The following is a 7,178-nucleotide window of genomic DNA, read 5'->3' on the forward strand; positions in this document are numbered from 1 at the left end:
CTAGCCGATACTGACACGCAGTTTCCATAACGAGACAACATTGCTCAGCAAAAGCAACCTGTCCGCACGATTCATCGACATGGACGCATCTTCCGGCTCATATGGCAGCTCAGTATCTGCCTGTACTTGAGGGAACACCTGCGCGGCATCCTCGCCTGCACGGACCGGAGATGCAAAAGTCAGACACAGCGAAAAACACGTTACGGACAACAACAGACGTGTGCATAGGCCTTTCATGGTTCTCTCCTCAGACGTTAAATATACTACCAGTTGGTAGCATGTTTACCCTGAAAGGGGACAACTATGCATCATCCTTGTGATGAAAACAGGACAAAAATCTAAGGAAAGGGCAGTCATCATGAATATGAAGCAGGCTTCTGACTCCCTTCTTCTGTTTCAAGGATTCTGTCATAGCATTTTGTGACGTTCAGTGCTGAAAGACCGCACCTTGGCCCCTCCCCTGCAAAGAATCTGGCGAAGACGCACGGAGCAGGCCAAGGTGATGCGCTAAGAACATCGTGCCCTGATGATTCCCTCTTCTTGCCTCGCTCTCCTGAAGACCTGCCTCTGGACAAGTCCATGGCACGCGAAGTCTGCATCGGTCCCCTGCCGGTATCAGCGCCTTTTAAGGAACAATCCCTCTGCTGTTGCCCCGTCTCCCACACGGTGTCGGCAGACCTTGCCATCCACATAGCTGGAAACAAGGAAGTCGCTGTACAGTGCTATTTCTATGGCACAGTTTGCGTCTTCTTCGATAAGTATGCGGTTGCCATGCAACCGTGCCACGCCAGTCTCACCAGACAAGGCATCCTCAGGAAAACAGGCTGTCCTGTAAAAGGGCGCTCCGGTCAGCCCTATGATGCGATACCTGACGGTCCCGTCATTATTGATCCGCAGGTTGACCGTGCCGTCATCGCACTTGTCCCCGACGCTGTAGGCGTATGTCCCGGAAGCATTCGCCGCATCGAATATCCAATCATAGGGGGGCATGTGTCCTCTTGACGGCGCTGATCTTGATGGGGAATTGCTTGCCGCTCTTGAAGCTGTACTTGCCTTCACTCTTCTCGATCATTCGCGGGCGGCCGGTCCATGTGCCCGACAGGACGCCGTCGGTGAGCGTGCCGGTGATGGTGCCGGAGATGTCCCCGTTGGGCAGCATCTCATAAAGACGGAAGGCGCCGTCGGCCTCTTCCCGGCCCAGGATGCGGATGGGCTTTCTGGCCTTGGTGGCCGTATAGACGATCTCCCCGGAGACGATGCCCTCCCGGCTGTCGAACCAGAGGGCCACGGGGATCTTGTTGTTGATGACGCCCTGGCCTTCATAAAAGCTGACCTGCGCGGCAGGGGCCGTGGCCGCATCCGCGCCCTTCTTCGGCGCCAGTTCGGCATCGATCAGGGCGGCGAAGCGCTGCTTCAGGCCCTGGGGAGCCTTCTGGCCATTGGCATCCACAGCGGCGATGAAGTCCCCGATCAGACGCCCGGTCAGAGTACCCTGATAGGTCTGGGCAAGGGAACCCAGTATCTCGTTCTTCTGCCAGTTCCACCGGTCAATGACCCCGTTGGGGCCACGCGACGGAACGCTCTTGAAGAACATCAGGTCCACGATGCTGTGATAGCGCTTGAGGGCATCAGGCGCATAGGGATTGCCCGCATGGGCGCGCAGGAACTTTTCCAGCTGCGCGGCCCATTCGGCCATGTGCAGATGCGGCCAGTACTTGTAGTATTCCTCACCGCCCAGATCCTCGTCGCTCATGGGCTGGGAGACCAGCACATCCACAAAGGCCCTGGCCGCCGGGCTGAAGTGGACATGCTTGTAGAAAGCGGCATAGTCCAGACGCAGGTAGGCCAGCCCTTCCTCCATGGTGGGAACGAGAGCCAGCGAGCCGAGGTAAGCCAGGAGCTTCTGATCCGCGGGCGTCAGCGAGCCCTTCTTCATCAGGGCCTGCTGCACCCAGCGTTGGAGCACGGGCTCCACGAGCTCCGAGATCTTTTCCTTGACCGAGTGTCTCCGGAGGTGGCTCAGGTAATCCACCTTCATGTCCAGCAGATAGCCCATGATCCGCCGTTCATCGTTCTTGTCGATGGCGGACAGCTCGTTGTTGCACAGCAGGACCCAGTGCTGCACGGCCTTCAGGGTGGCGGCCTCATCCACGGCCCCACCGCAGGCCACGTCGGCCGGGACGGGCGTCTTCAGCAGATCCACAGGGACGGCCTGAGCCACGGCCGCCCATCCCAGGAGTATCAAAACCAACGCAATGCATTTTGCCAATGAATGCATAGTTCCTCCTGATTTCAATTCAGTCGATTACGGTGTTGTCCAGGCTGTGCTTTCAGCCCCTTTTGCAGATATGATGAAAGATCCTCGAACAGGCCTATCATTCCGTTTTGGGGCCTTTCAGCCATCCACACTCCCATGCGTTTGGGAGAAGCTCCTCATCCAGCCATTATCCCATGGCCTGTTCCGTGAACTCAAAGCTCCTGAGCAGCAGCTTGCCGTCCTGATGATGCACGATGACGTGGAATGTGGCCTCTTTCCATACGATTTCCCCGCCGTCCACTTCCTTGAAGCGCTGGAGCCTGCCGAACATTTCCCAGTGTTTTTCATCTATGGGCTCCATCATCTCCACGTTGGCATAGCCTGGCAGTAAATTATCCGGGGACAGGTTGCATATATTGCCCGTTTTGTCGCTCAGCGCGCCAAAATCGAGAAAATAGCCGTTGCCGTCGAAATAGGACCCCTTGAAGGCCACGTGCTGGCTCACTTCCTGACCGAAAATGGTCCGGGCGGACTCCTCCACCTTCTGCTTCGGCACGAAGCCCATGTACCTTTCGGGGATACCCTGGAAGAGATCAGGGTCCATACGGCGATCCACACCACAGGCCGAGCCTTCGGACAGAATAAGGAAGAAGAGCGCATCCCGGCACAAGGCCTCCTGGGATTTGGGGGCACTTTTCGTCAGGCCCATGCTCCAGAGAATGAGCAGATTGTCCTTCATGACGAGCACTTCCGCCCGGGACGGGGCGTTCCCTTGCGCGGAAGCGGAGAGGGGACAGAGCAGCAGGCAGGCCGATACCACCAAAAGCAAGATCTTATTCATGATCCACCTCGCTGGGGAAACTTACTGCATGTCAAAGCCGAGGACATGGAGGCGCCCGCGGTCGTCCGGCATGCCGTCATTGCCGAAGAGAAGGGGGTGCCAGCCGTCGCAAAAGCCGAGGAAAAGGATGCGCCAGCAACCGTCCGTCCTCTTGAGGTGCATGCCGAAGTTTTCCCGTCTGCTGATGCGGCAGATATCGCCTTCCGCCTGCTCGGGGACACGTACCGTGCCTTCCATGATCCAGTTATCTCCGCCATGCTGGTACAGATTGATGGACAGGGCGAAGGCCCGCTGCTGATGGCGCAGGGGCCAGGACTGGAACATGGCGTCATAGTCGAGGAACAGGCCCTTTTCGCCCAGCAGGATGTAGTCGGCCTTGGGCAGGGCCGCCTTGTCGAAGGGCCAGCCCAGGTACTCCCGCGCCGTGGCCTCCAGGGCCGTGAAGGGAAGGTAGACAGTGTAGCGCTGCGGCACCTTGTCAAAGACGCGTATGCTCTTCCGGTCTTCGGGGGTGGCGACCATCTCCGGGAGGAGACGTTGCGTGCCGGCATCCGGGTCCACCAGCTGGAGGACGAGGCGTGCCACAAAAGCGGGAGAGAGCTGTTCGTCTTTCACAAGGCCGAAGGTCTCATGCGGTGCCTTGTCTCCGGGCTGCTTTTCGCCGATGCCGACATGCAGTGTCCAGAGCCGGGCCACAGTGTCCTGCAGGAGCAGGAGATCGGCGCGGCTCATCTCCGAGGTATCCTCATGGGCACGGGCCGGGGCCGCGATGGTCAGACACAGGGCAAGAAACGCCACGAGCAGCAGGCGTGTGCGTATGCCTTTCATGGTTCCCTCCTCAGGCGTTGGATAGGCTGCCTGTTGGGAGCGTCATAGCCTGACACGGGATGACCATGCATCATCCTTGCGATGAAAAACGCGCAAAAAGTCGAAAAAACGTGTCATCATGAAGATGAAAAGAGCAGAGCCCCCTGTCCGGGGGCTCTGCTCTTTGGGGATCGGGGTACTCAGCCTTGCTGCCTGCCCGTCATCATCTGGATGTAGACCATCATTTCCTTGTAGGAAGTGACGTTGAGCTTGGCGTAGATATTCCGGTTATGCGTGCGGATGGTATTGATGGACAGATTGAGCTTGTTGGCGATCTCATGTGAGTTGAGGCCGGTGATATAAAGATCGAAGACGATGCGTTCTGTTTTCGTCAGGGTCTCTATCTGATTGACGAACATGCGATATGCGCTCAACTCCACCTGGTCAGCGTCGCGCATTTCATGGGCGTTTTCTCCCATCTGGCAAATGAGTTCCTGCTCTCTGGCCTTCATGAAGGCAATGAGTTCATCCAGCTCCCGGATCTGGGTCGTGCCGCCTGAGCCTCCTTCCTCCCTGGCATTGCGTATGCCCTTCAGGACAGGTGCCGCGTAACAGCGGGAAAAGAATATGGCCAGCAACAGGGCGATGGCCAAAAAGATCATCAGGAAAGACGCCACAAGGATATAACGATGCATCAGCATGCTTCGTTCCCGCTGCTGGGGCAGCAATACCGCGGCAACCCAGGTGGCATCTTCGCCAAAAAGCGGAAGCGGCGCCAGCCGCAACGGCTTTTCCCTGCCCACAAAGACGATCTCGCCATCGCTGTAGCGGTTGTAATCTTTCTCTGCAGTGACCTTGTAGACGGAAGAGTCCTCCGGGATGGCCAGGGCAGGCCCGTCCTGAAAACCAGCTCCGGTGTCCAGGCTCACTCCCCCCTCGGTATCTTGCTGCCGCAAGGCTAGGACCCCTGTCAGACCGGCCAGGGGAGGCGAAAGATGTGCATGGGCCAGCTTGAAAAGCAGACTGCTGATCTCAAGGCCACAAACCCCGTATATCTCGCCGTTCTCCCCGTACATGGGGATGCAGATCAAAAGCACTTTTTCCCATGTCCCGCGCAGATAATGCGCCTTGGCAAAAAAATAGCTGTTTCTCGGGGCCTGTTTTGCCTCCTGGAGCAGTTCATCCCATTTGGAGATATGGGAGATGTCAAACTCCATGTCCCAGTTATTGTGGATGGCAAAGCGATAGCGGCTGGCAATCTGCGGCATCCCGCGCAACCAGGCCACAGGCGCCTTTACCGTATTGAAATTAACAGGCGTGTTGATCTTCAGATAGACACCGCAGCGCGACGTGGCTGCCTTGGGAAGCGAGCTGTTGAGCGTCGCTTCCAGGATGATGAACGCCCCGGTGGAACGGGATTCCCTCAGGCTCTGGATCAGCAGGGGGATGCTTTCATACTCCAGCTTGCCTATGAGCTGCGCATTATCCGTCACGTCGCTGAACGCAGCGTTGTTCTGGGCCAGGGTCTTTTCGACAACACGCGTCAGCTCAGGAGCAAGCCGCTGGCTGGCAGCGACGATATTGCCCATATGCAGGGAAATATTTCTTTCATATACAGTAAGATAGTCATCCATATCCTCGCCTATCTTCTTTTGGGAAGCCGGCAGGAAATCAAAGATGAAAAGCAGTGTCAGCAAAATAATAAGCAAAATAAGGACAAAAGACAAAAAATACACACCAAGACGCACCCGCAAGGGAAGCTTTCCTGCTCTAAAAGAAAAGAGAGTAGGTTGTAAAAATCGCATGACAGCTATTTATCAATAAAAAGGTACGTCTAAGTGTTTCTTCATCTGCATCAGCGTTGACCGGACAACTCTGTCAGAGTTGTTGTCAACACTGAACCATGTTCCACGATATGTGGAAAGGACATCACGCAGGGCCATCCCAAACCGCTTTTCCAGTTCGCCATAATGTTCAAAATCAGGAGCGGGAACAAACGTGGACGTTTCATAAAGTGACCGCAGTACCTTGTAAGCTTGCCAATAGCGATCATTAAGAAAATCGGCCCGGTTTGCCTGCATCAGCTTCTGGAAGGCTTCCTTGTGAACAGGCATGTACCCTCCCTGTATGGTGAGGGAAAGATTGACTTCCAGACTGGTGATCCACTTGCAGAATACTGCGGCAGCGTATTCCTTTTTCGGGGTGGAGGCACATGCGTACAGAGCGGAGCCCCGCTGGATGTCCAGCCGTTTTGCCCCTCCGAAACGCGGGTCGGGAAGTACCGTCAACCTGAGCGGGAGGGTCGTATTGTCCCTCAATGTAAGGGTATCATTGAAGTAAAGGATGGCGGCGGAAGAACCTACACCGCACACGACCTCCCCCATCATCATGACGGTGCTGTTATAGCCGGGATTGAGCCACAGCTGTCCGTTGGCTGCGGCCTTGGCCAAAGGACGCCAAATCTTCAGCAGGACAGGATTGTCCCAGCGGATGCATCCTTTCTCGAAAAAGGGTTCTCCCAGCGCCTCCGAGTTGAGCATGGCATAGTGTATCCAGTCGTCATACATGAAGAAAGACTTGCCGCCGGACCATTCATGGTAACGGTCGGCCGCACGGAATATGCCGTCCATTGTCGCGAGATCGGCATGCGTTATGCCCGTTTCCCGGCTGAAGGGCTCAAAAAGGGTGTCATTGACATAGAGAAGATTGGTGGATTTGGCAAAAGGGAACCCGTAAAGCGCATCGCCTATCATGCCTTCTTCAAGAAAGGCCGGAACATAGTTCTTCAGCTCCTCTTCACTGAAATACTTTTTCCAGTCCAGAAGCCTTGCGCTGTCGATCATGGCCACTGTTTTTGGGTAGCATGTGAAAAGGTCAGGCGGTTCTTCACTTCCCGGATCCTTACGGGCTGACGCCACGAGCTCGTCATGGATGGTCCAGGTACTGCTGACGGAAGTGACATTGATGATGATGCCCTGCTCCTTCCCCACCGTCTGGTTGAAACGGTCGATCAGCATATTCATGGGGGAACGGGCCTGTGCGCCATACACATGCCACATGGTCAGGGTGACGGGCTTGTCAGGATCAAGCGGAGAATCGGTACAAGCACAAAGCAGAAGGACATGCACAGCGAGCATGACTCGCAGGAATGTCCGGCAAAGCACTCTTGCACATGCCGCCGGCTTTGCATCCGGCATCGTGCCGTGCTCCATATTGTCCTGCCATACGCGCATAACCAGTTCCCCGAAAAAGGCCAGAAAAGTTTATCTTATT

The 7,178-nt window shown here is 56.0% G+C and carries 7 protein-coding genes; 1 reads left to right on the top strand and 6 read right to left on the bottom strand.

Annotated features, from left to right (window positions below; all coding sequences use genetic code 11):
- Positions 1-615: 615 nt before the first annotated feature.
- The 5 genes from ACQRCJ_RS11605 to ACQRCJ_RS11625 all read right to left on the bottom strand — a co-directional run bounded on the left by ACQRCJ_RS11605 (position 616) and on the right by ACQRCJ_RS11625 (position 5,539).
- Complete coding sequence (locus tag ACQRCJ_RS11605) at positions 616-990, bottom strand: hypothetical protein (protein WP_427799856.1); 375 nt, start codon at positions 988-990, stop codon at positions 616-618.
- Positions 977-2,221 (bottom strand): hypothetical protein, encoded by a 1,245-nt coding sequence (locus ACQRCJ_RS11610; protein ID WP_427799857.1) that lies wholly within the window; start codon positions 2,219-2,221, stop codon positions 977-979. Before ACQRCJ_RS11610 ends, ACQRCJ_RS11605 begins: the two co-directional genes overlap by 14 nt.
- Before the next feature lie 223 nt (positions 2,222-2,444).
- Entirely contained in the window at positions 2,445-3,098 is a 654-nt protein-coding gene (locus tag ACQRCJ_RS11615; RefSeq protein WP_168935966.1) for a hypothetical protein, read from the bottom strand.
- Between the two features lie 21 nt (positions 3,099-3,119).
- Positions 3,120-3,926, bottom strand: coding sequence for a hypothetical protein (locus ACQRCJ_RS11620; protein WP_427799858.1), 807 nt, complete (start codon positions 3,924-3,926; stop codon positions 3,120-3,122).
- 179 nt (positions 3,927-4,105) lie between these two features.
- Entirely contained in the window at positions 4,106-5,539 is a 1,434-nt protein-coding gene (locus tag ACQRCJ_RS11625; protein ID WP_427799859.1) for a LuxR C-terminal-related transcriptional regulator, read from the bottom strand.
- A 43-nt stretch (positions 5,540-5,582) separates the two neighbouring features.
- Between ACQRCJ_RS11625 and ACQRCJ_RS11630 the strand changes: the two genes are divergently transcribed.
- On the top strand, positions 5,583-5,729 hold the full coding sequence (locus tag ACQRCJ_RS11630) for a hypothetical protein (RefSeq protein WP_168935963.1): 147 nt from the start codon (positions 5,583-5,585) through the stop codon (positions 5,727-5,729).
- Here the strand turns inward: ACQRCJ_RS11630 and ACQRCJ_RS11635 are convergent.
- Entirely contained in the window at positions 5,723-7,138 is a 1,416-nt protein-coding gene (locus tag ACQRCJ_RS11635; RefSeq protein WP_427799860.1) for an ABC transporter substrate-binding protein, read from the bottom strand. The genes ACQRCJ_RS11630 and ACQRCJ_RS11635 overlap by 7 nt on opposite strands.
- Between the last annotated feature and the right edge of the window lie 40 nt (positions 7,139-7,178).

The organism is Desulfovibrio sp. SGI.102 (assembly GCF_050314315.1).
GTDB lineage: Bacteria > Desulfobacterota > Desulfovibrionia > Desulfovibrionales > Desulfovibrionaceae > Desulfovibrio.